This is a genomic window from Pedobacter steynii (genome assembly GCF_001721645.1).
Classification (GTDB): Bacteria; Bacteroidota; Bacteroidia; order Sphingobacteriales; family Sphingobacteriaceae; genus Pedobacter; species Pedobacter steynii_A.
Genome location: NZ_CP017141.1, coordinates 5,845,278 through 5,868,194 on the forward strand (window position 1 = coordinate 5,845,278; position 22,917 = coordinate 5,868,194).

Genomic DNA, 22,917 nt, shown 5'->3' on the forward strand with positions numbered 1-22,917 from the left:
TTGCAAAATATGGTCAGAATAGCTACGCTTAGTTTTCTCTTTCTCCTCATCAGCCTTTCCACTATTGCGCAAGACAGTAAATTACTGTTGAGGGGAAAAATGATGACCGCTCTTGCTGAAGAAAAATTAACCGGTGCAGTCTGGTCCACAGTAGATTCCGGCGGGCACATCTCCGCCGACGCCTACGGAATTAAATCCTATGAATCGAAACGCCTCCTTGCTTTCTCAGACCGGGTACAGGTAGGTTCCGTCACTAAAACCTTATTGGCTACCGGGATCCTGAGACTGGTTACCATTCATAAAATAAATCTTGATTCCCCGGTGGAAAAAATATTGCCTGGTATTCATTTTGAAAATCCCTGGGCTTCCACGAATCCGGTTACGGTCCGACATCTGTTAAACCACACTTCCGGTCTGGAGGACCTACGACTCTGGCAAATGTTCAGCAAAAAAGTTAGCCCTAACACCCCATTATCTGAAACCTTTAGCCGGGATCCTTCTGTCCTTCGAATCTATAATCAGCCAGGCAGTGTATTCTCCTATTCAAATATGGGATATACCATGCTCGCTATGGTCATAGAAGCCGTAACCAGACAACGTTACGAAGATTACCTCGATAATTACCTGCTACAACCATTGGGCATGACCAGGAGTACTTTCAACTTTATTACTCAACTGGGTAAAAATGGGGATAAGGACCTGGCAATGGGCCATCTGGACCAGATGCAACGCCAGGAAGCCGTTCCTATGTACCTGAGGCCTGCAGGACAATTTACCACCACTGCTTATGATATGGGGATTTTTATTCGCTTTCTGCTGAGCGATGGCAGGCTTCATCGCTTTCCTTTTATCCGGGAAGATTTACTTAAAGCTATGGGATCCCCTGCGGCCAGCAACGCCATAGAACATGGCCTTCAAAGTGGCTACAGTTTAGGCCTGATGAAAAGAGATCATAACCAGGTGACTGGCCTGGCTCATGCCGGGAATACCATAGGTTACCATGCTATGCTCTACCTTTTTCCGGAAGAAAAAAAAGGATTCTTTGTGGCCCATAATATGGACAGTGAAACCGCAGATTACGAAGTCTTCAACAAGATCTTAATCCAGTCCCTGGCATTGCAAAAGAAACCGGCAAGCAGCCCAACAGTACCCGCTATGCCGGCCGACATGAGCAATTGGAAAGGAAATTATATCCCGGTACGCAACAAATTCAAAGCCTTTGCTTACCTGGATTTGCTGACCGGTTTTTTAACCCTGCTGCCTCAGAAAAATGAACTTGTTTTAAGTCAGTTTCAAAAGAACGACAAGCTGCTTTTTCCTACGGGACACCATTTGTTTAAATCTTCAGACAAACTGCAATCCTCCATCGTTTTCTATTCAGATAAACAAGGCAATCCTCTGTTTACCACAGGATTTAAGACCTATAAAAAAATCAATTCGATTTATTTGTGGACGATCTGGATGAGTTTTATTCTAGGCGTCCTCGGTTTTCTTTATCTCTTTTTCGGCGGTTGGATCCAAATCTTCAAACAAGGAACTACCTTCCTGAAACAAGCAAGGGTCGTTCCTTTTCTGTCTATACTTTGTTTATTACTGCCGCTGCCTTTTTTTCTGACACAGAGTTTTGTTGCACTTGGTGATGTGACACCTGCAAGTATCCTCACAGCAATAGTCACCGCGTTACTTCCAATAGCCTTACTTATCGGGATCGGGGCGCATTTTAAAAACAAAGACAGGTATAAAGCCTCCGGTATCGATTTACTGGCCTTGCTATTCGCCCTGCAGTTTGTAGTTGTACTGGCATTTTGGCAACTGATTCCGCTGCTTTTATGGGTCTAACCATTTAATTCAAAATCAGAGTTATGGTGTTTGAGGGTATATTTTTCAACAAGACTCAAAAACCGATCTTTATAAGAACTGCCTAATTGAAGTGTGGTTTTATCTTTTAAAATTATTTGAGCCCCCTGAATATAGCTGATTTTGGAATGGTTGACAATAAATGATTTATGAACTCTGATAAAATTACTGCTTGAGAATTTGTTCAAAACAGCTTTGAGTGGGATATAAACCTTGTGTTTCGCATGTGCGAGGTTTATAATGATATAATTATCGTTCGACTCTATATAGTACACTTCATCAAATTCAATTTTGACAAGCTTCCCTTTGCTCTCACTTTTAACATAGATAAAAGCAAGCTGTTGTTTTTCTGCTTTATGGGTCTTTTCAGTATAGCTGCTGAGCTTTTTAACACATCTTAAAAATCGTTCTTTAGAAATAGGTTTCAATAAATAATCAAATGCATTGTTGTCAAAGGCAGCCAGTGCAAAATCAGGCAAGGCAGTGATGAATATTTTGTAAACAGAATGACTGATTAAAGAACTTAGTTCCAGCCCGTTTACCAGGGATTCGTTAATTCCTAAAAAAACAAGATCTACAGAATTGTTATTTATTTTATCCAGACCTGCTACGGGATTCGTATCATACCCCACAAGTACCAATTCAGAATGGCGATCTATATATTCGCTCAAGGTCCGGATTGTAGCAATATCATCATCAATTATATAGCACTTTAATATCATGACACTTAGTTTTTTATTCTTTCAAGATCCTCTTTGTTGCTTTTATTCTTCTTCGGCGCTGTGCCCTTACCGCCGAAACTATAAGAGAGACTCGCATTAAATCTTCGGTTCTCATTCCGGTTATAATACGTTGCCGATAGATTTTCAAATTCATTGACCCCCTGATTGATATAAGTATAAAAGATATCAGTAATTCCCAATTTAATAATAGCCTTATTCTTCAACAAACTGTACCTCATAACTACATCAGCACGATATTTACCATCAATGGTACGCGCAAGTACAATCCTTTTGGATTTATAAAGATTCAGGATTTCCAAAGACAGGTCTGGATGCAGCTGAAAAGCATTTAAGATATTAAAGTTATAGCCTCCACGTTGCACATCGATAAACGTACCCAGATAAGGAGTTTGATAACTATCGTAAAATGCATCTCCATTAGCAGTAAGATTCCACCATTTAATCAACTCTTTATGATAACTGAGGGATAAATTCCAGGTGTTGTAATGTTTAAAATTATCTACAGTTTGCCTGGTAGCACCACTGCTATTCGCAAGTGAAGTAAAGTAATTGTAATAATCATTGGTACGGCTATAGCCCAGACTGACATTCAGGTTGCTGTGATAATTATAATTCAGCTCTAAAGAATGCGTTGTTTCCGGCTTTAGTAAGGGATTGCCCTGCGTATAAAAGTATGGAGAGGAATAATCAATAAAAGGATTCAGGTCTTCATAGCTTGGACGACCGATCCTTCGGCCATAGGAAAAACTTAAAGTATTCGGGTCAAAGTTGTGGAGGATAAAAAGACTGGGAAAAAACTGCAGGTAATTTCTACCAGCAGTCTGACCAGTGGTGATGGATTTACCGGAGTAATGGGTATGCTCTGCTCTTAAACCGGCCTGTAAGTCGGTCTGTTTTCCCAATTTAGTAAGGTAATTCAGGTACAATGCGCTGATGTTCTCCCGATAATCAAAGGTATTGCTGCGATTGGGATCGGTAATCAGTTCTCTGCCCGAATTCTCCGATTGAAAGAGAATGTCGCTATTGGAATGAGTAAATGCAACTTTTCCTCCGGTCTCCAGTTTAGTAGAGGGCGTAATCCGGTAACTATAATCTGCTTTCGCCGTGATCAGATCGATCGCTACAGCCGCATCATTTACTATATTTTCAGGCCCTCTAACCAGCTCTCCTGATGAATTAAAGTAATTGTTACTGTAGGTGTTCGGATTTGCAGAACGATAATTGGTATAATCTGCATTTAATAACAATACATGACCATTAACACCCAATACATGCCGTGAATTGACATTTAATCCGTAGGTATTCAACTTAGCAAATCCGTTATTTTGCGACGAAAGGCTGGAATCAAGCTGACGGCTATTAAAGTCGTTAAAATTTATGCGCTGCAAAAAATCAGAACGATCCCTGTTGGTATTTAATGTTCCCAGTACCCCTATCGTATTTTTATCATTCAGATCATAGTCCGCTCCCAGTCTCGCATTATGGCTGTTCGACCGGGAATTTGAATGCTCATCCTGTTCATAGGCCAGAGGATCTTCTCCCCTAATCACTTTACTACTGTGGTACCTGTTCTTGTTTTTATTATGTTGGTAGCTATAATTGCTAAATACATTTAACTTTTTAAACTTATAATTGAGGGTAAGTTCTTCTGTAAATTTTGGATAAGTCCCAACCACAAGGCCAGAACTGATATTGCCGTTAAGACCAGTCCTGCTGCCTTTCTTTGTTTTGATGTTAATGATTCCTCCCTTGCCCTCCGCATCGTATTTAGCCGATGGATTGGAGATCAATTCGACCTGGGCAATAGAACTGGCGGGAATATTTTTCAAAAAGGCGCTAACCTGTGAAGCAGAGAGCTTAACTAACTTATCGTCAATCATCACCATTACCCCTTGTTTACCCTTTAAAGTGATCTGGTTATCATCAACGGATACCCCTGGTGCAATTTCAAGTAGATCTGTAATAGACCCTCCTGTTGCCAACGCACTACTTTCCACATTAATAATCGTCCGGTCGATTCTACGCTCAAACAATTTCTTTTTGGAAACCACACTTACTTCCGCAAGCTGATTAGGTGAAGAGGCCAGGATAAGAACCGGCACAGTAAATATTTCTGAACCCGAAAGCCGAAATTGACCTGAACGGCTTTTCAGGTATCCTATCTGTGTAGCCTCAATCAGATAAGTCCCCGCTATGACATCCTTAAATCTATACCTCCCGGTTGAATCGGCCAGGGTTCTTTTTACCAGACTGAAATCAGATCTCAGTAAGCTAACGGTACCATACTCAACCGGCTTATTCTGCTCATCCCGGATTACGCCATTTATGGAAACATGTTGTCCTGTATCAACCGACTGAAACCAATGGGCCTTTACATCAGGCTTTACCAGATTAGCTGAAGTATTAATTCCGGAAAATGAGCTCAAAGAAAGGAACAGAATGATCAGGACACCTAAAAAACATAAATTATACTTTTTACCTTTTAATAAATAATTAATGAGAAATAACATAAGAAAATGGAGCGTTTTATTGTAATAAAAAATCAGATTTTTCAATTTACTTAAATATATAGATAATTTATCACAAATGTGAAATAAAATTATAATTTAAATATATATAAACATCGGGAATACTCAATTTCACCCTTACAAAAGATACTTACGCCAGATTTTCTTTCTATTCCAACATAAGCTTATTAATTTGGTAAATCATTTAATTTAAACTATTGTATTATGAAAAATCAAAACAATCAAGATTTTGATCCTAAATCATTTTTAGGAGCAAAAGTAATCTCTCCGCTTGAGCAAGAAAAACTTCTTGGCGGTGCTGCTGAAACTGTTGAAAAAGAAAAAGAAAGAGAAAGAGAAAGACAATTAGACCCTGAGACTCTTTAATTTTTGAACCACAATAAGCCGGAATTCCGGCTTATTGATTTTCTAATCATCAACTGATTGTTTTATGGAAAACACAATTGACCTGGCTCCCGCGAAAGGAAACCATCCCGCCTGGAACGAAGCGTGGTGGACAGACTTCCTTGATAAATCTGATTTTTTTAAAAAATCCTTTACCATCCACGATGTCCTTACTGAAGATGAAGTTAATTATTTCAATAAATTAACATTAAACATCATCAACGAAATCTTTGTTAGGCAAAATACCTCCTACGATTTCAGGCTCTATATCGAAGGCATATCAAAAGATAAAGCCTATATGAAAGATCATCTTTTTCTCTTCCCTCCCCTGGCATCCGAAACACCTGAGGAATGGGCAAAAAGAGTTTTCGATAAACAGAAATTTGGACTGATCATTAATTCCGGAGAGAAGTTTTCAAATGATCTTGCAGAAAAGCTTGCGCTTTACCTGGATCCACTCCTAAAGATGGCTGGAATCCCTTTGAAAGGAATTAACATTACGATATTTCTTGGGAATTATGGCTTTACACCTCTTGGTATCCACAAAGATCATCCCGGAGAAAATGTCATGCACCTGCATTTAGGCCCCGGCGACAAAACCATGTACAACTGGGAAATGGCAGAATATGAAGAGTTAACCGGAAATGCTCAGAACAATAAAAATGTAGTCCCATTAATTCCACTTGCCACAAAATATCACTTTAGAAAGGGTGACATCTATTTTATGCCCTGGAATAAATACCATATCGGAAATACGGAAGATTTTTCTGTAGGAATTAGTGTATGGTATAACAATATGCCCTTGAACAAATTCTTAACTACCCTTCTCAGATCGTTCAAAATACAACATATCAAATCTGAACAGGACCAAGACAGCCGGGTAATCGTCCCGCCCTATCGGCAAGTTAGCGCCGATGAAGGCTTCGATCAGGTGCTAACCGCACTGAATATTGATCAGGAAAATCTGGAATCAAGCCTGGATGCTATTCTAAAAAACATATACAAGGATTACGTACTTGCTCTTCATAGCAACCAAGGTTGGAAAACGAGACCAATCCCATTGGATCAGGAATTGAATCAAAACGATGACCTCAGCAATTTTTACCATTTAAAAGGTAAACTCCTCAAATCCGTTTACCCATTTACCATGTCGTACCGGGTTATTAATGATACAGTCCTGATTTTTGCCAGAGGAACAAAAATTGAAATCAAATATCAAGAAGAACTCCTGAGAATTATAGACCGGTTAAACACCGGACAGGAAATCCTGACTGAAGACCTGCTTCAGGGGCTCAATCAATTCTGGCCAGAAGAAGCCGGACTGTACACCCTTAACCTTTTCTATATTAAAAGAGCAATCATTTATTAAAATCAACCCCTATGGCAACCATCATTTTACAGGAAACATCCACCACAACCGAACAACCTATAGATCTGGCTACCTGGCAAAAGATATTAGAAAAAACAAATAATTTTAAACTTCCGGGAGTAGAGCAAGGAATTCTGTCGGCACAACAGGTACTGGACTTTAAAACATCAATTATGGATGTGATCAGGTTCATTTGTACACAACAGACGGATGAATATGGTTTCCGGGTATACCTGGATGGAAAAAAAATGGGCTCTGATTACCTTAAGTCAAGTGTCTACCCCAATCTTCCGGCGGTTGGTGACGATGGCTCCACATGGACAAAAGATGTTTTTCAGGAAAATAAATTTGGCATCATACTGAATTCCAGCGAGAAGTTCAGCATGAAGATCGCAGATCAGCTTTCGGCCTTAATGCACCCCTTACTGGATACGCTTGGCATTCCTTCCAGCGGAATGCATTCTACGGTATTTATCGGTAATTATGGATTTACCCCACTGGGCATTCACCAGGACCATTATGGCGCAAACGTGATTCATTTCCACCTGGGGCCAGGAGAAAAAATCATGTACACCTGGGATGCCAGCCTGTTCGAAGGGCTGGATCCGGCGGATAAAACTCTGGAAGAAGTCCTGCCCAAAGCAAAGGAGTTTCCCTTTGGCACAGGAGATCTTTACTTTATGCCCTGGGACCAATACCATATCGGGCGGACCGACGAAATATCCACAGGACTTACGGTATGGTTTGACAACCATAGTAACAAAGCGCTGTTGGAAACATTAATTTCTGCAGTTAAATTACAATTTCCAAACGATCAGCTCACAGACATCACTCCTCTGGAGAAAGACATCCATCAATTAAATTTCAGCATCATTGATAAAATTGTAAGCGGTAATCCCCGGGCTACTGAACTGTCATTTAAAGACTTATTGAAACAGACATTTTCAGAGTTCAAGCTGGCTTTATTCAGCAACAGGGGCTGGCGGGCAATTCCAATGACCATGGAAGAAATCAGTTCTTTCAAAGTGGATGATCATTACAATGAATTAAACGACAAGAATATTCAGGTTCCCTTTCCTTATCAACTCTACTATAATGTCAATGAACCGGAGATTACGGTGTACGCCAGAGGTGCAAAAATAACCATCAAACACCATCCGTATATCGAAGAAATCATCGCTGAGCTCAATAGCAATCAGGTCATCAATACCGATATTTTGCTGGAAAAACTGACTACAGTCTGGCCCAAAGAAGCAGGATTGTACTTCTTGGCGATGCTATACAATAAACGGGGATTTTACATCATTTCAGACCCATCTAAACCTTAAAAACTGACCCAAAGCTCACAATAGTGAGCTTTCTTTGATTTTCATTTTCAGCTTTCAGGTATTCTTAGAATGGCAAACTTTCCTCACTTTTCACAATATGATTCCATTGATTGCGGCCCCAGTTGTCTGCAGATCATTACCGCACATTACGGACGTAAATATCCGCTCGGCCTATTAAGAAATCTGTGTAATGTAGGCCGCGAAGGAGTCAGTGTTTTAGGAATCACCACTGGAGCCGAAAAACTCGGTTTAAGTACAACAGCGATTAAAATCAGCTTTGAAACCCTGCAAAAGAAAGCCACACTCCCATGCATTGTACACTGGCAGCAAAATCATTTTTTAGTGGTTTACCGGATTACGGAAAAATACGTTTTTCTCTCCGACCCCGGCTCTTCCAAACAAAAGATCAGCCTGTCAGAGTTTAAGAAGAACTGGATCAGCGACACCATTGACAATGAAGAGGTTGGCGTCGCAATTTTACTCGAAGTACTTCCTTCGTTTAAAACAATAGAACCCGAAAGCTGGAATAAATCAGAATCCGACAAAAGTCAGGGGCTTTACTATTTCTTTCAACACCTGTTTAAGTATAGAAAAATTCTCCTGCAAATCATACTCGGATTATTTGCAGGAACGGCTCTCAGTCTGATTCTGCCTTTTTTCACCCAGGGAATAATTGACACCGGAATCAAAGCCAAAGATGTCGACTTCGTAATTCTGCTCGCATTGGGGCAGCTCGCAATTTATGCAGGACAACTAACCATAGAGTTTATCCAAAGCTGGTTGCTGCTCTATATAGGAGCAAGAATAAACGTAACCATGGTTTCGGAGTTCCTGACAAAGATCATGCGCATGCCAATTAAATATTTTGACACCAAACTGTCAGGAGACCTTTTGCAGCGCATTGACGACCATAAACGTATAGAAAAATTCCTGACCTCCAAAACACTGGGATTGGTATTTCAGGCCATTATATTCATTGCCTTCATCAGTGTTCTTGCTTATTACAATGCAGTTATTTCAGTGATATACCTGGCCGGAAGCACATTATTTATTGGATGGGTCATCATTTTCTTAAAGAAAAGAAAGATTTTAGATTTCAAAAGATTTATTGAACTCAGTAAAAATCAGTCCAAGCAAATTGAAATCATCAATGGAATGCAGGACATCAAATTGCACAATGCCGAAAAACAGAAGAGATGGGAATGGCAGGAAATACAGGCGCGACTATTTAAGCTTAATTTAAAATTTGTCTCTCTGGAACAATATCAACGCCTGGGCGCCAGATTGATTAATAATATCAAGAATATTATCATTACGGTAATTGCCGCACGTGCCGTCATATCAGGAGACCTGACACTCGGCCAGCTGATCGCTATTCAGTATATTATTGGTGAACTTAACGCCCCTTTAAACTCAGCCATCGACTTCATTCAATCTTATCAGGAAGCCAAAATCAGTTTAGACAGAATTGGCGAGATGAAAATCGCACCCCTAACCGCTGTCATCCCGGCATTTGCCAATGACCTGCCTCAGGGTTCGATTACTTTAAAAAATGTCAGTTTCAAATATGATGGCACACATCATTTCAAAGTACTGGATGGGATTGACCTAAAAATTCCTGAGGGGAAAACGACCGCTATTGTCGGATTAAGCGGAAGTGGTAAAACTACCCTAATCAAACTGTTAATGAAATTTTATGAACCCAGCTCCGGCCTGATTTCGCTGGGCGATTATGATTTAAGAGGAATTGATGAGCAACAATGGCGTGAAAAGTGCGGATCGGTCTTACAGGATGGATATATTTTTTCCGATTCAATTGCCCGAAACATCGCATTGGGCGACGATAAGATTGATCAAAGGCGCTTATTAGCCGCCGCAAAAACAGCCAACGTCCTGGAATTCACAACCAACCTGCCACTCGGCTTCAACACAAAGATCGGTCCCGAAGGAATGGGCATTAGTCAGGGACAAAGACAAAGGATCCTTATTGCCAGGGCCGTCTATAAATCTCCGGAATATTTATTCTTTGATGAGGCTACCAATGCTTTAGATGCAAATAACGAAAAAGTAATTATTAAAAACCTCAACGATTTTTTCCAGGGCAGAACGGTGGTGGTAGTGGCACATCGCCTAAGTACCGTCAGGAATGCCGATTTGATTTATGTCCTGGACAAAGGTAAAATCATTGAAAGCGGAAATCACCAGCAACTTGTAGATCATTACGGTGCTTACTATACACTCATCAAAAATCAACTGGAACTAGGTAATTAATATACCCATTATGGATGAAGAAATTAAGTTAATTCAGGCAAAGGTAAATGACATCATCAGCAGGCCCTCTTCCTGGTTTTTCAATTGGGGCATTATCGTCACTTTCTCTACCCTTGCGCTTTTAGTTTTGGTATCCTTCGTAATTCCATACCGGGAACAACTCAGCTGCAAAGTGATTTTCAATACAAGACACGAACTATACGCCGTAAAAAGCCCGGCTACAGGCATCATTAAAAACCTCACATTAAATCCGAAGGATAAAATTGAAAACGGCAGACAACTGTTAGTGATTCAGGAATACCCATCAGGAAAGATGATCCCCCTCAGGGCAGTAGTTTCCGGTTATTACTCCAGAAGCAAAAATGAGCCGCAGGTAAATGACCGTGTTCATCAACATGAAATACTCTTTAATATTGCTCCTGATATTACAGACGACAATGAACTTTATGCAGTTGGCTACCTTGACAAATTTGAAATTTCAAAACTGACCATAGGCAATCCAGTGTCATTAACCGTTGAAGAATATAATAAACAGATTGAAATCAGTGGTTACATCAGCAGTATATCTAATTATCCGGCCGGGTCACATCGCAAATATCCTTTTTATATAGCGCTGAACAAAAAAGACATCGCCTACCTTCAAAAAAGCAAAGCGTTCTATTTTAATATGAGTGCCGATGCCCGTATCAATTACAAAAACCAAAAAATTGCCAGAAAGGTATTTGACTTCTTGTATTAGGGAGATTCCCTATCAGGCATAAATCGCCACCTTTATATCAGTCTGCGCTCCATTCAGAAAAAAATAAAATATGACAAACACATTTGCAAGAAACTACTTAACTTTAAGTAACTCATTTGCAAAACGATATGAAAACAAGCCACTTAAATTATCCTGATCCAAGGGAGGAAGGGGATGAAAAACAAAGGATGTATGATGACGATGAATTTGACCAGGATATTGATGAGCCCTGGAGGGAAATGGATGATGATGAGGATAATGAGGATTATTACGACGATTAACCATCAGCATTCTTTTTAAAGCATTTCCAAATCGTAATTAGTCCGTATAAATGCCTTTCGATAAAAGCATTTATACGGACTAAAGTATAGCCATAGACTATACATGTGATTCATTTAGAATTATTTCTCGTTGTAATCAAAATTTACCAGCCATTGGATGCCAAATCTGTCTTTTAACATTCCAAAATAAGCACCCCAGAAAGCTTTCTCTAAAGGCATGATGATTTCTCCACCTACTGCAAGTGCATTAAAAATCTGATCAGATTCTGCTTCACTGTCTGTATTTACCGAGACAGAAAAATTATCACCAACGTTTAGTTTTTGTCCCATAGATTCCAGCGTATCGGTTCCCATCAAGACGTTTCCGTTTATAGGTAAAGAAACATGCATGATTTTATTTTGATCGTCAACAGACATCTTATCTCCGTCTGGCATGTCTTTAAACCGCTGAATTACGGTAAACTCTCCTCCGAATACGGATTTGTAAAAATTGAACGCTTCTTCTGTCTTTCCCTCAAAATTTAAATAAGGATTAATTGTAGCCATGTTTTGTTTTTTAGTATCAGGTTTAAATAATGATGAATCGGAAATATCCGATTAATTCAATAACCCAAATTAAGCGATTATATACTCCACAAAAGAGGCAGTACAAGACAATAAAAGGGGGCAATTACGACAATATATATACCCCCTGCCTATTATCCCCTGAATGTCATTTCCTGAGATAATTTCTCAAAAATTATAGTGTACATTTTAAAGTTGTAGTTTTGATGCAACTTTAAATACACATTATGCTTACAACATCAGAGATTGGCTTAATCAAGGCCACCGTACCAATTTTAAGAGAACATGGAGTATTGTTAACCCAACATTTCTACAAAAGAATGTTCAGTCATAACCCTGAACTAAAGAATACTTTTAACATGGGCAATCAGCAAAACGGCAGTCAGCAGACCGCATTGGCGCTTGCAGTACTAGCCTATGCAGAGCACATAGAAAATCCAGGTGTACTCCTGCCCGTCCTGCAAAGAATAGGCGATAAACATACCAGCCTGCAGATTACACCGGAACAATACGACATTGTTGGCAATCACCTGCTTGCTTCTATCAAAGAAGTATTGGGAGAGGCTGATACAGAAGACCTGATTACTGCATGGGCCAAGGCCTATGGCCAGCTTGCAGACATTATGATCAACCTGGAGAAATCCATATACCTGCAAAAGGCATCTGCTCCCGGTGCCTGGACCGGGTGGCGCAAATTCATCATCGATAAAAAGGTCATTGAGTCCGACGAGATCAGTTCTTTCTATTTACGTCCTGAAGATGGACAGGAAGTTGCCTTACACCAACCAGGCCAGTACCTGAGCATCAAAGTTTTCATCGAGCCGCTTGGTATTTATCAGCCCAGACAATACAGCATTTCCTCTGCTCCGGATCATCAGTACTATCGCATTTCTGTAAAAAGAGAACCAGGAAGCGCAGACAAAGCCATGGGGACGGTATCCAACTTTCTTCATCAGCATACACAGGAAGGTGATACCGTCGAAGTAAGTACCCCATCAGGAGATTTCGTGCTAAATACGGAACATCAGGTTCCTCTCGTATTATTAAGCGGTGGTGTGGGTCAGACCCCATTTGTTTCGATTATGGATTTTTTAAGCCGCTCTGATCAGCAACGCCAGGTAAGATGGGCCCATGCTTGTCGCTCGGAACAGGTACATGCTTTTCGCAATCAGGTGAAACAATGGGATGAGGCACACGATTGGTTTGAACATGTAGTCTTCTACGAAAATAACTCCATTCAGGATAAAGGAACCAGAACCGGTCACATGGAAGTCTCTGAAATCAGCGAGATGGTACTTATACCCGAAGCAGAATACTATCTTTGCGGTCCCAAACTCTTTATAGAAAAAACAATCCGAGATCTTTCTGCCCTGGGCGTAGACCGTAAAAATTTGTTTTTCGAAGAATTTGGCCCTCAAACGATTCAAATGAATTAATATATAATTTCAATGAAACTGAACCAATTTACCGATTATGGATTAAGGATCCTGATGTATATGAGTCAGAAACCGGACCACCTTCCGGCAACCACCATTACAGAACTGGCCGATCGCTTTGGCATCTCCAGAAATCACCTGGTAAAAGTGGTTCAGTTTCTTTCCAACAACCAGATTATCGATGCCCAAAGAGGCAGAGGCGGTGGGCTTAAGCTCTATAGTTCAGTAGAAACTTACCGGATCGGCAAACTCGTCCGCCTGCTTGAAAACGATGAAGACCTCATCAATTGTCAAAGTCCGCTTTGTATTCTTGCCGGAAATTGCGGCCTTAAATCTATATTGGACGGCGCCATGGAAGAACTTTACAAATACCTGGACCAGTATACGCTGGAGGACATCAGTAAGCCTGCGGTCAGCAAAACTTTAGAATCTTTATTCCTAAATATTCCCGATCAACAAATTTTCTAAATACCTTTATCAATGCTTAGTATTTACAACGCGACTTCCAAGGACTATCCCATCATTCAGGAGATAGCACATCAGACCTGGCCGGATACTTTCGGGGCCATATTGTCAAAAGAACAAATCAGCTATATGCTGGAAATGATGTATAGTACCCCCGCTCTAACAGAACAGACGGAAAAAAAAGGACATCATTTTCTGATCGTAAAAGACGAAGACATTCCTTTGGGTTATGCTTCCTACGAACTCAATTATAAAGGCTCATCAAAAACAAAAATCCATAAAATCTATATCCTGCCTGAAGCACAAGGTAAAGGTGTGGGCAAATTGTTGATGAACACCATTACTGATGTGGCCAGGGAAAATCAAAATAACACGCTCTCCCTCAATGTAAACCGAGACAATTCCGCATTTGATTTTTACAGCAAAATCGGCTTTGAGAAAGTTGGGGAAGAAAACATCGATATCGGTGACGGCTTCCTGATGGAAGATTATATTATGGACAAAAAATTAGCCTAATCCCGATTGGAATATTTCAAAAAGCTGCTTGAGTTACTGAAGACTGAGCGCGAAGAAGACCTCAGGTCGTACTTACAATTAACGGAATCTTCTTCTGTTGCAGAACGAAGAAGCAATGGTCTTTCCTGGTATCCGATCGCCATTAGAGGGTCAGAAATGAGTCGTGGCGATTATTTAACTGTAGAAATAGAACGCACTACTCATCAGGAGCTGGCACACCAGCTTCGCTTTGGGGCTTCGGCGGTTTTGTTTTCCAATCATGATCCTAAAGATCGCGTAGAAGGCACAATTACTCACCAAAGCGGCAATAAGCTCAAGATTACCTTAAAGACAGATGAGTTGCCTGACTGGACCAGAGATGGTAAGCTGGGCATTGATGTGCTGTTTGACAACAACAGTTATGATGAAATGCAAGCTGCCCTTAAACATGCCGCTTCGTCCATTGAAAAGACCGACCAAAGCCGTCTGATTAAAATCCTGACTGGTGAAGGTAGTCCGACTTTTTCTGATCAGATCCACCATTATGAGATCGCGGGATTAAATGAGGTACAGCAACAGGCGGTAAACAAGATTGTGTCTGCTCAGGAGCTGGCCATTGTTCATGGTCCTCCGGGAACAGGAAAAACAACCACTCTTGTACAAGCGATAAAAGCGCTGTTCAAGCAAAATCATCAACAGATTCTGGTCGTAGCCCCAAGTAATACCGCAGTAGATCTGCTTACTGAAAAACTGGACGAAGAAGGTTTAAATGTAGTTCGCGTTGGAAATCCTGCCAGGGTTTCAGACCGCTTGCTGTCCCTAACCCTGGACGGAAAAATGTCTGAGCATCCCAGCATGAAACAGATCCGGGCATTTAAAAAGCAGGCAAATGAGTTCAAAAACATGGCGCATAAATACAAGCGTAACTTTGGCCGTGCAGAAAAAGAACAGCGTAAGGCACTCTTCGATGAAGCACACAAGATCATGAAAGAAGTGGGCAATACGGAACAGTATATCATTGACGACGTATTGGGAAAAGCGCAGGTGGTAACCGCAACTTTGGTTGGCGCCAACCACTACACCGTAAGAAACCTGAAATTTCATACCCTGGTGATTGACGAAGCCGGACAAGCACTTGAACCCGCCTGTTGGATCCCGATTATGAAGGCTCAGAAAGTCATCTTTGCCGGAGACCATTGTCAGCTCTCTCCTACCATTAAATCAAATGAAGCTGCAAAATCAGGCTTAAGTACTACCCTGCTTGAAAAATCCATTGCCCTGCATCCGGAATCGGTAACACTTCTGGAAGAACAATACCGGATGAACAAAACCATTATGGGCTATTCTTCAAAGGTATTTTACGAGAATAAATTAAAAGCACATGGTTCAGTAGCGGATCGCCTGTTGTTTTCTGAAGATAGTCCTTTAGCTTTTGTCGATACAGCAGGATGTGGATTTGAAGAAAAATTAGAAGGAACAAGTTCTACCAATCCTGAGGAAGCTGCTTTTCTATTTAAACACCTTACCCAACTGGTTGCAACACTCGGCGGACATTATACCACAGAAACATTTCCAACAATTGCGGTAATTTCACCTTATAAACAGCAAATCCTGCTGATGAAGGAGCTTTTATTGAATTCAGCAGCGCTTCAGCAATATGGAGAAAGGATCTCGGTAAATACGATTGATAGTTTCCAGGGCCAGGAGCGCGATCTGGTTTATATCAGTATGACCAGGAGTAACAATGAAGGCATTATCGGTTTCCTTTCAGACATCCGCAGGATGAACGTGGCCATGACCAGGGCGCGCAAGAAACTGGTAGTGATTGGAGATAGCGCTACACTTTCCCGATTGCCTTTTTATGCAGATTTTATCGATTATGCTGAGGAAAACAATGCTTATCAAAGTGCCTGGGAGTTTGCAGAGTTGTAAAACAGCTCAGACGGCGGCTAAGCTGCACAGCCAAACCTATGGCAGTGCGAATTTCAAAGCAAACAACAAGGCAAAATGTGCCCTGACGCTAAACAATTGATTATTAAACAGCTAACACAACACCGAAAAATTAACTACAAAATATCTTAAGTTTTTTTTATTTTTATTAGCAACTTAATATAAATTTTCTACCTTTGCACTCCCGAAACAAGGGAAAGAATATGATTCCGTAGCTCAGCTGGTAGAGCATTACACTTTTAATGTAGTGGTCCTGGGTTCGAATCCCAGCGGAATCACAAAGCCACTCTTAGGAGTGGCTTTTCTCGTTTAAACACGCCTAAAAACGCTGTTTTTAAAGAAAAGCATAACAAACATAAACAATGATAAACAAGCGCAAAGGGTACCTATTCGGGTACCGATAATGTTTGTTTAAATTGGTACCCTAGAAAAAACCTGAAGAGGTTTGTGAAGATGGGCTTTAGGCTCGAACGATTTATCGTCCACCCTAAAATGTGTGTTATGAAGGTTAATGAAAAACTCTCCATTTTACTAATCTTGGAGAAATCTAAGGCTTCAAAAGATGGCCTTACCCCTATTACGGTTCGTCTTACCGTAGATTCAAAAAGAGCGGAACTCTCGCTCGGGCAAAAAATCAATCCAAAGTTGTGGAATCAGGAAGCTGGCATCGCCAATGGTAATTCGGCTATCGCACAGCAAATCAACGCAACAATTCTGCGGGTAAAGAGCAGACTTAAACAGCACTATGATCAGCTATGTACACAGAACGATTATGTATCCTCAGCGATGGTCAAACAGGCTTTTTTGGGAAAACAAACTCCTACCGAAAAGAAGTCACTAATTCAGACAATTGATTTCGTTATTGAAAAATTGGCAAAAAAAGTTGACAAGAAAGCAAGGTCAATTGGTACACTTAAAAGATGGGGAGTTACAAAGCGTAAAATTCAGGCGTTTCTGAAGTTTGAGTATAAGATACAAGACATGACATTAGATACTGTGGCATATGCATTTGCCGAAGATTTCACAGACTTTCTTATGCTGGAACAGGACCTTCAAAGCAATACTGCAATGAAGTATGTAAAAAATGCCAAACATGTTTTTAAAACAGCTGTGGAAAGAAACTGGTTATTAAGAAATCCAATCGAGGGATATAAATGTACTTATCTAAATCCCGATCGCGACATTCTCAACGAAGATGAGATTATGCTATTGTATAATAAGTCACTTACAATCCCCCGATTGGCTGAAGTAAGAGATGTTTATCTTTTTATGTGTTTTACGGGTTATGCATTTAAAGACACCCACAATCTAAGTCCTGAACATATAGTTAAATTTTTTGATGGCGAAGACTGGATTATCAAAAACAGGGAAAAAACATGGTGTAGAGAGAACGTACCACTTCTACCGATCGCTAAAGAAATGATTGTTCGCTATAAGAATCACCCTGTTTGCCTTGCTGATAACACATTGTTTCCTATCAAGAGCAATCAGAAGTTTAATGCCTACCTGAAGGAAATTATGGAGATATGTGGAATCGAAAAAGAACTGACGAGCCACACTGCCCGCCATACTTTTGCAACTACGGTAACGCTGGCTAATGGAGTGCCTTTGGAGACTGTAAGTGCGCTTTTGGGACATAAGTCTATCAGGACAACCCAAATCTATGCGAAGATTGTAGCCAAGAAAATCAGCCAGGACATGTTACTGTTAAAAGAACGATTACATATTTCAATGCCCGCATCGCTAATGCAAGGACGAGCAGCATAATCATTAGAGCTATTCAACAAACACGTTGGATTGCTCTTTTTTTGAAACGTCCTAACCTAGTATCAAAAAAATATAACCATTTCCGCAAGATTTGCTGGTTAACGACGAGGTGATTCAGAGGTTCAATTTGTTTAAGAGATACCATCTGCAATTTCAACTACCTACTACTAAATTTTGTGAAGATGGACAGCGCGGGAGAAAAAAGGAATAGGATTTACAGGGACCAACTGATTACTGTTGGAGACCTGGAACAGTTTAAGAAAGAAATTTTGGATGCAATTAATGTACTATCCGGAGGAAATAAGGCCGTATCTACAAAAATGTGGCTAAAAACCTGGGAGGTTCGCAAGATGCTGGGTGGTATTTCGGCAGGCAAGTTGCTTACTCTTCGAAGCAACGGGACACTCCCCTTCACAAGAATCGGAAGCGTGATATATTATGACCAAGATGATATTCAAAGGATGTTTGAGGAAGGCAAATTCAACAAACATGAATAATCAATATTTATGACACAAAAGGAACAGCTTGAAATTGGGTTGGGAAGGAAAGTTCCTCCGTCAAGGATATTCGTGACGATCTACTTTATTCAAAAAGGTTTGAATGAGCAGCAGGCTGATTTTTTTTACCTCAAATATGAATTGGTCGGATGGTGTGACAGCAAAGGTAGTCCACTAAGGAATTGGAAGACTTTGGCCTCAGAATGGATATGGAATTTGAAGCATAATAGTTAAAAAAAACAACACCTAGAAACTGAAGAAATCTGGGTTGGCTCCATAATCAATTTTCTTCTCTGGAATGGGATAAGAAGGAATAGAAAACAATTTCAATCATTGTAATAAGAGAGAAATATTTATCCAGCTTAATTGTGAACTGTTCAAATTTGGTTGATCGAAAATGACAAAGTACTTTTGATTGTTGCTTTATATAAGACAGACTAGTAATACATAAATTTTGGCCTTCATTAATTAGTAGTATTGTAATTAGGTGCCAAACACGATTCTAATTTAAATAATGATTAATTTGCTATAAATTAAACTCATTAATTAACGCCAATATGTATATAAATAAAGTGACGATAAAGAACTTCAAGTCTTATAAGGACCAAGTCTCAATTAAGCTAAATGACGGTTTAAATATACTTGTTGGAAATAATGAAACGGGAAAGTCTACCATTCTTGAAGCTATACACTTAGCTCTTTCGGGTTTATCCAACGGCAAGTATATTAAAAACGAGCTTTCTGAATATCTTTTTAATCAACAATCGGTATCGGATTATTTAGAATCTTTAAAAAACAAAAAACCTATCCCACCGCCCGAAATTTCAATAAAAATTTTTATCACAGGAGAGAATATGTCCTTTTTTGAGGGTGATGGCAATAGTCCCAATCAGAATGAATGTTGTATTTCCTTGAAAATTGCATTAGATGATAGTTTTCGCAATGAGTATAATAAATATATCACTGGTCCTGTGGTTTCGGCATTGCCAATAGAGTTTTATAGCGTTAACTGGGAAACGTGCGCTCGTGAAAAAATCACTCCCAGAACTATTCCAATTAAGTCAGCACTTATTGACTCCAGTAGCAACCGGTATAAAAACGGATCGGATATATATATATCCCACATAATAAAAAATCATCTAGAGGTTTCTCATAAGAATGACTTAGCCCAGGCGCACCGGAAATTGCAAGCTGCATTCTTAGAAGATGATGCAGTAATAAAAGTTAATCAAGTTATAGGTGGAAAAGGTATCGATTCTAAGAATGTTCAATTAACAATCGACCTTTCGTCAAAAGATGCATGGGAGCATAGTTTTTTGACATGTGTCGACGATATTCCTTTTCATCACATTGGTAAAGGTGAACAAGCCATTATCAAAACGAAACTAGCTCTTCAACATAAAAAAACTGAAGAAGCAAACATAATTCTTCTAGAAGAGCCGGAAAACCATTTATCTCATTCGAAACTAAACCAGTTAATAAGATATATTCATGATAAATGCAGCACAAAACAAATCCTTATCTCTACGCATAGCAGTTTTGTAGCTAATAAATTGGGGCTTAAAAATCTTATTCTAATAGCCAATAAAAGTACATTAAGGCTTGATGATTTAAACGCGGATACTCAAGAATTCTTCGAAAAAATACCAGGATACGATACTTTGAGACTGATTCTTTGTAAAAAGGCAATTTTGGTGGAGGGAGACTGTGATGAATTAATTGTCCAACGAGCTTATATGGATGCCAATAGTGGTAAAATGCCAATAGAGGATGAGGTCGATGTGATTTCCGTAGGAACGAGCTTTCTTAGGTTTTTAGAAATTGCAGATAAGATCTCGAAAGAAGTATGTGTGGTTACTGACAACGATGGCAAAGTTCCTGAACTAAAAAAGAAATACTCCGCTTATTTAGGAGACAACAGAAAGACGAACATAAAAATTTGTTTTGATGAAGTAATTGATACAGGAAGTCTTGAAATCAAGGGCAAAAAATTCAACTACAACACTCTAGAACCCAAATTCCTTAAGGAAAATGGGTTACAGAAATTCAAGGAAATTTTCGACCAAGACAGAACCGAGGAGCAATGGCATATATATATGAAAGCGAACAAAACGGATTGTGCTTTAAAAATTTTCAGTTCACCCGCTAAATTAAAATACCCTAAATATATTCTGGATGCCATTGAAAAAAAATAAACTGCTACTCGCTGCAGCAGGTTCAGGAAAAACCACCCACCTTGTGAAAGAGGCGTTGAAAATTAAAACGAGCAGAGTTTTGATTACAACATATACTGAGGCAAATGAGGAGGAGATTAGAAAAAAGATTTACGAAATAAATGGGTTTATTCCAGAGAATATAATCATTCAGACATGGTTCTCATTCCTTATTCAGCATGGTGTAAAGCCCTATCAAGGGGTGTTGTTTGAGGGGAAAATTAATGGCATGCTTTTAGTAAGCAGCCAGTCCGGTGTTAAAGCTAAAAGTTCAAAGGGTTTCCCTATTACTTTTTCCGAAGAAAAAGAATTTGACCAACATTATTTTAACAAAAAAACGAAAATCTTTTCAGACAAAATTTCAAAATTCGTCCAAAAAAGCAATGAAGCAAGTGCTGGAAAGGTGATTAAGAGGATTGAAAGGATTTTCAGTCATATTTTTATTGATGAAGTGCAAGATATGGCAGGCTACGACCTTGAGCTCTTTATTGATTTGTTTAAAAGCAGTGTAATAACAACTCTTATTGGTGATCCTCGACAAGTTACATATCTCACGCACAATCCAAAGAAGCATCCTGGTTATAAAAATGGTAAAATCAAAGAATTTATAATTGACAAATGTTCTAAGCTGTGTGAAATCGATGAAACGACTCTAATGTATTCTCATCGAAACAATGCGGAAATTTGTAAGTTTGCGTCAAAACTATATCCTCAATACGTTGAAAGCGCGCCTTGCGTTTGCAATGAGTGCAGAGATTTTAAGTCAGAACATATCGGTATTTATCTGGTCAAACCACGAGATATTCCTAAATACCAAAATGATTACAACCCGATCGTGTTACGTTATCAGTTGGCTGAAGAACCGGAATGGAACTTCGGAAATTGTAAAGGGCTTGGTTTTGATAGAGTTTTAATCCACCCCACGGCTCCTATAATTAAGTATCTCAAAACTGGTACCATTATCAAAAATGATATTGATAATGAAAAAGAAGCTTTTATTCCTAAATTTTATGTTGCGCTTACCAGGGCAAGACATAGTGTTGGGATTGTTGTTGACTATGGTAATGAAAACTATATTGATGGTATAATTAAATGGATAGCTTAGTCATTTTGCATTTACCGATTGATGAACATTAGTAAGGATTCGCATAATTAAATTATTATCGGCATTTTGCTAAAGAGAGCGTTAATAGGGAACCGGGCGAAAGCCTTGTTCTCTTTTTCAATTTGTCCTTAATTGGAAAGTAAATACTGCTTTTGTTTCGACAGGCTTTCCATTTTTGATCATTGGCTGAAGTTCTGGCGAATTGAGAAATACCCTTATCATTTCACGTTTTAACGGCCCCACGGGATCACGTCTGAATTTCACATCAGTAACCTTTCCCACCGGGTCAATTGTTATTACTGCCCTGACTCCCAATGATTGCGCATCACTTAAATAGGCCGCTACAGCTTCGTTAAGGTAAAATTCCCGGATGTAATATTCCGAGAAATTCTTGTATTTACCGGGTTTTAAAACCGGCTCTGACAGTCCTGGCTCAGCTTCTGATGGGTTACCCATTGATGGTGGAGCCTCCGCATATATCGTTGGCGCTCCTGCACTCTTTTCATTTTCTTTCACTAATGCCTGATATTTTATAGCAGTATCATAGCTAAAGGTTCTTATCTTTTGTTGTTTCGTGTCGTAAACCTTCCATGTGCCAACGGGTAAACCCTCAGTACCATAGATTTCCAACGCCATCATTTTCCTACCCTTTAGATCATACTTATCCAAGGTATAACTTCCATCATTTGAAGTTTTTTTTGTGATCCTTATTGTCGCATCCTTCTCAGCTACAGGAACAGCCTCCTCATTATAATATAAAATATCAGGCTTAGCGGCCTGTCCGAAGGATTTCGCTGCAAATAAAAAGAGTATAAGGGATAAGAAATAGATTTTTTTCATAGCGATTATTTAGATGATTGTTATGCCCGATTTAATTTTTTTCTCCTCCAAGGTATTTGTTTAACCGAGCCAAAACTATGCCACT

At 39.6% G+C, this 22,917-nt stretch carries 19 protein-coding genes and 1 tRNA gene; 16 read left to right on the forward strand and 4 right to left on the reverse strand.

Annotation, left to right across the window (positions count from 1 at the left end):
• Window positions 1-9: 9 nt before the first annotated feature.
• Window positions 10-1,839 carry a serine hydrolase domain-containing protein gene (locus BFS30_RS24190; RefSeq protein ID WP_069381648.1) on the forward strand — a complete coding sequence of 610 codons (1,830 nt, stop codon included), beginning with the start codon at window positions 10-12 and terminating at the stop codon, window positions 1,837-1,839.
• Here BFS30_RS24190 and BFS30_RS24195 read toward each other — a convergent pair.
• Window positions 1,836-2,579 carry a LytR/AlgR family response regulator transcription factor gene (locus tag BFS30_RS24195; RefSeq protein WP_069381649.1) on the reverse strand — a complete coding sequence of 248 codons (744 nt, stop codon included), beginning with the start codon at window positions 2,577-2,579 and terminating at the stop codon, window positions 1,836-1,838. The two genes, BFS30_RS24190 and BFS30_RS24195, sit on opposite strands and share 4 nt — an antisense overlap.
• Before the next feature lie 5 nt (window positions 2,580-2,584).
• Window positions 2,585-5,110: a TonB-dependent receptor domain-containing protein gene (locus BFS30_RS24200; RefSeq protein WP_069381650.1), complete on the reverse strand. Its 2,526-nt coding sequence runs from the start codon at window positions 5,108-5,110 to the stop codon at window positions 2,585-2,587.
• A gap of 222 nt (window positions 5,111-5,332) precedes the next feature.
• On the opposite strand from BFS30_RS24200, the gene BFS30_RS27865 reads away from it, so the two are divergent.
• The 6 genes from BFS30_RS27865 to BFS30_RS27870 all read left to right on the forward strand — a co-directional run bounded on the left by BFS30_RS27865 (window position 5,333) and on the right by BFS30_RS27870 (window position 11,500).
• On the forward strand, window positions 5,333-5,494 hold the full coding sequence (locus tag BFS30_RS27865) for a hypothetical protein (RefSeq protein WP_157263027.1): 162 nt from the start codon (window positions 5,333-5,335) through the stop codon (window positions 5,492-5,494).
• A 64-nt stretch (window positions 5,495-5,558) separates the two neighbouring features.
• Complete coding sequence (locus BFS30_RS24205; RefSeq protein WP_069381651.1) at window positions 5,559-6,881, forward strand: hypothetical protein; 1,323 nt, start codon at window positions 5,559-5,561, stop codon at window positions 6,879-6,881.
• 11 nt (window positions 6,882-6,892) lie between these two features.
• On the forward strand, window positions 6,893-8,209 hold the full coding sequence (locus tag BFS30_RS24210; RefSeq protein WP_069381652.1) for a hypothetical protein: 1,317 nt from the start codon (window positions 6,893-6,895) through the stop codon (window positions 8,207-8,209).
• Between the two features lie 69 nt (window positions 8,210-8,278).
• Window positions 8,279-10,480 (forward strand): peptidase domain-containing ABC transporter, encoded by a 2,202-nt coding sequence (locus BFS30_RS24215; RefSeq protein WP_069381653.1) that lies wholly within the window; start codon window positions 8,279-8,281, stop codon window positions 10,478-10,480.
• A 10-nt stretch (window positions 10,481-10,490) separates the two neighbouring features.
• On the forward strand, window positions 10,491-11,219 hold the full coding sequence (locus tag BFS30_RS24220; RefSeq protein ID WP_069381654.1) for an HlyD family secretion protein: 729 nt from the start codon (window positions 10,491-10,493) through the stop codon (window positions 11,217-11,219).
• A gap of 128 nt (window positions 11,220-11,347) precedes the next feature.
• A complete protein-coding gene (locus BFS30_RS27870) occupies window positions 11,348-11,500 on the forward strand; it encodes a hypothetical protein (RefSeq protein ID WP_157263028.1) in 153 nt (50 codons plus the stop codon).
• 120 nt (window positions 11,501-11,620) lie between these two features.
• Here BFS30_RS27870 and BFS30_RS24225 read toward each other — a convergent pair whose 3' ends face one another.
• Window positions 11,621-12,046, reverse strand: coding sequence for a VOC family protein (locus tag BFS30_RS24225; protein WP_069381655.1), 426 nt, complete (start codon window positions 12,044-12,046; stop codon window positions 11,621-11,623).
• A gap of 245 nt (window positions 12,047-12,291) precedes the next feature.
• Between BFS30_RS24225 and hmpA the strand changes: the two genes are divergently transcribed.
• The 9 genes from hmpA (at window position 12,292) to BFS30_RS24275 (ending at window position 21,992) form a co-directional block, all read left to right on the forward strand.
• Window positions 12,292-13,500 (forward strand): NO-inducible flavohemoprotein, encoded by a 1,209-nt coding sequence (hmpA, locus tag BFS30_RS24230; protein WP_069381656.1) that lies wholly within the window; start codon window positions 12,292-12,294, stop codon window positions 13,498-13,500.
• Window positions 13,501-13,512: 12 nt separating this feature from the next.
• A complete protein-coding gene (locus BFS30_RS24235) occupies window positions 13,513-13,968 on the forward strand; it encodes an RrF2 family transcriptional regulator (RefSeq protein WP_069381657.1) in 456 nt (151 codons plus the stop codon).
• Between the two features lie 12 nt (window positions 13,969-13,980).
• A complete protein-coding gene (locus tag BFS30_RS24240) occupies window positions 13,981-14,481 on the forward strand; it encodes a GNAT family N-acetyltransferase (protein ID WP_069381658.1) in 501 nt (166 codons plus the stop codon).
• A gap of 6 nt (window positions 14,482-14,487) precedes the next feature.
• Complete coding sequence (locus BFS30_RS24245; protein ID WP_069381659.1) at window positions 14,488-16,392, forward strand: AAA domain-containing protein; 1,905 nt, start codon at window positions 14,488-14,490, stop codon at window positions 16,390-16,392.
• Window positions 16,393-16,615: 223 nt separating this feature from the next.
• Window positions 16,616-16,688: transfer RNA gene (locus tag BFS30_RS24250), tRNA-Lys, on the forward strand.
• A gap of 223 nt (window positions 16,689-16,911) precedes the next feature.
• Window positions 16,912-18,177: a site-specific integrase gene (locus BFS30_RS24255; protein WP_069382647.1), complete on the forward strand. Its 1,266-nt coding sequence runs from the start codon at window positions 16,912-16,914 to the stop codon at window positions 18,175-18,177.
• A gap of 182 nt (window positions 18,178-18,359) precedes the next feature.
• A complete protein-coding gene (locus BFS30_RS24260) occupies window positions 18,360-18,674 on the forward strand; it encodes a helix-turn-helix domain-containing protein (RefSeq protein WP_069381660.1) in 315 nt (104 codons plus the stop codon).
• A 557-nt stretch (window positions 18,675-19,231) separates the two neighbouring features.
• The gene (locus BFS30_RS24270; protein WP_069381662.1) at window positions 19,232-20,869 is read left to right on the forward strand and encodes an ATP-dependent nuclease; all 1,638 of its coding nucleotides are present in this window, start codon (window positions 19,232-19,234) and stop codon (window positions 20,867-20,869) included.
• Window positions 20,850-21,992 carry a UvrD-helicase domain-containing protein gene (locus tag BFS30_RS24275; protein ID WP_069381663.1) on the forward strand — a complete coding sequence of 381 codons (1,143 nt, stop codon included), beginning with the start codon at window positions 20,850-20,852 and terminating at the stop codon, window positions 21,990-21,992. The genes BFS30_RS24270 and BFS30_RS24275 overlap by 20 nt, the downstream gene beginning before the upstream one ends.
• Before the next feature lie 117 nt (window positions 21,993-22,109).
• Here the strand turns inward: BFS30_RS24275 and BFS30_RS24280 are convergent, their stop codons facing one another.
• The gene (locus tag BFS30_RS24280) at window positions 22,110-22,832 is read right to left on the reverse strand and encodes a hypothetical protein (RefSeq protein ID WP_069381664.1); all 723 of its coding nucleotides are present in this window, start codon (window positions 22,830-22,832) and stop codon (window positions 22,110-22,112) included.
• Window positions 22,833-22,917: the final 85 nt, after the last annotated feature.

Bases quoted from the DNA above. Each gene is read 5' to 3' on its own strand.
- BFS30_RS24190 (WP_069381648.1), top strand. From the start codon at position 10: ATGGTCAGAATAGCTACGCTTAGTTTTCTCTTTCTCCTCATCAGCCTT.
- BFS30_RS24195 (WP_069381649.1), bottom strand. From the start codon at position 2,579: ATGATATTAAAGTGCTATATAATTGATGATGATATTGCTACAATCCGG.
- BFS30_RS24200 (WP_069381650.1), bottom strand. From the start codon at position 5,110: ATGTTATTTCTCATTAATTATTTATTAAAAGGTAAAAAGTATAATTTA.
- BFS30_RS27865 (WP_157263027.1), top strand. From the start codon at position 5,333: ATGAAAAATCAAAACAATCAAGATTTTGATCCTAAATCATTTTTAGGA.
- BFS30_RS24205 (WP_069381651.1), top strand. From the start codon at position 5,559: ATGGAAAACACAATTGACCTGGCTCCCGCGAAAGGAAACCATCCCGCC.
- BFS30_RS24210 (WP_069381652.1), top strand. From the start codon at position 6,893: ATGGCAACCATCATTTTACAGGAAACATCCACCACAACCGAACAACCT.
- BFS30_RS24215 (WP_069381653.1), top strand. From the start codon at position 8,279: ATGGCAAACTTTCCTCACTTTTCACAATATGATTCCATTGATTGCGGC.
- BFS30_RS24220 (WP_069381654.1), top strand. From the start codon at position 10,491: ATGGATGAAGAAATTAAGTTAATTCAGGCAAAGGTAAATGACATCATC.
- BFS30_RS27870 (WP_157263028.1), top strand. From the start codon at position 11,348: ATGAAAACAAGCCACTTAAATTATCCTGATCCAAGGGAGGAAGGGGAT.
- BFS30_RS24225 (WP_069381655.1), bottom strand. From the start codon at position 12,046: ATGGCTACAATTAATCCTTATTTAAATTTTGAGGGAAAGACAGAAGAA.
- hmpA (WP_069381656.1), top strand. From the start codon at position 12,292: ATGCTTACAACATCAGAGATTGGCTTAATCAAGGCCACCGTACCAATT.
- BFS30_RS24235 (WP_069381657.1), top strand. From the start codon at position 13,513: ATGAAACTGAACCAATTTACCGATTATGGATTAAGGATCCTGATGTAT.
- BFS30_RS24240 (WP_069381658.1), top strand. From the start codon at position 13,981: ATGCTTAGTATTTACAACGCGACTTCCAAGGACTATCCCATCATTCAG.
- BFS30_RS24255 (WP_069382647.1), top strand. From the start codon at position 16,912: ATGAAGGTTAATGAAAAACTCTCCATTTTACTAATCTTGGAGAAATCT.
- BFS30_RS24260 (WP_069381660.1), top strand. From the start codon at position 18,360: ATGGACAGCGCGGGAGAAAAAAGGAATAGGATTTACAGGGACCAACTG.
- BFS30_RS24270 (WP_069381662.1), top strand. From the start codon at position 19,232: ATGTATATAAATAAAGTGACGATAAAGAACTTCAAGTCTTATAAGGAC.
- BFS30_RS24275 (WP_069381663.1), top strand. From the start codon at position 20,850: ATGCCATTGAAAAAAAATAAACTGCTACTCGCTGCAGCAGGTTCAGGA.
- BFS30_RS24280 (WP_069381664.1), bottom strand. From the start codon at position 22,832: ATGAAAAAAATCTATTTCTTATCCCTTATACTCTTTTTATTTGCAGCG.